This window comes from Clostridium sp. C2-6-12 (assembly GCF_009928485.1).
In the GTDB taxonomy this organism is placed as follows: Bacteria; Bacillota; Clostridia; order Clostridiales; family Clostridiaceae; genus Clostridium.
Genome location: NZ_JAABNP010000102.1, coordinates 1 through 377 on the forward strand (window position 1 = coordinate 1; position 377 = coordinate 377).

A 377-nucleotide genomic window follows, 5' to 3' on the forward strand; every position below is an offset into this window, starting at 1 on the left:
AGGAATTTCGCTACCTTAGGACCGTTATAGTTACGGCCGCCGTTTACTGGGGCTTAAGTTCACACCTTCGCTTGCGCTAAGCATTCCCCTTAACCTTCCAGCACCGGGCAGGCGTCAGCCCCTATACATCAGCTTACGCTTTAGCAGAGACCTGTGTTTTTGTTAAACAGTTGCTTGTGCCTATTCTCTGCGGCCTGATTTCTCAGGCACCCCTTCTCCCGAAGTTACGGGGTCAATTTGCCTAGTTCCTTAACTGCAATTCTTCCGTCGGCCTTAGGATTCTCTCCTCATCTACCTGTGTCGGTTTGCGGTACGGGCACTACTTCTCTCTCTAGATGCTTTTCTTGGAAGCATGAAATCAGATACTTCGGTTCCGT

1 rRNA gene is annotated in these 377 nt (G+C 49.9%); it reads right to left on the reverse strand.

Going from position 1 to position 377, the window contains the following annotated elements:
* Positions 1-377: ribosomal RNA gene (locus tag GXK56_RS27570) — 23S ribosomal RNA — on the reverse strand; the annotation flags it as partial.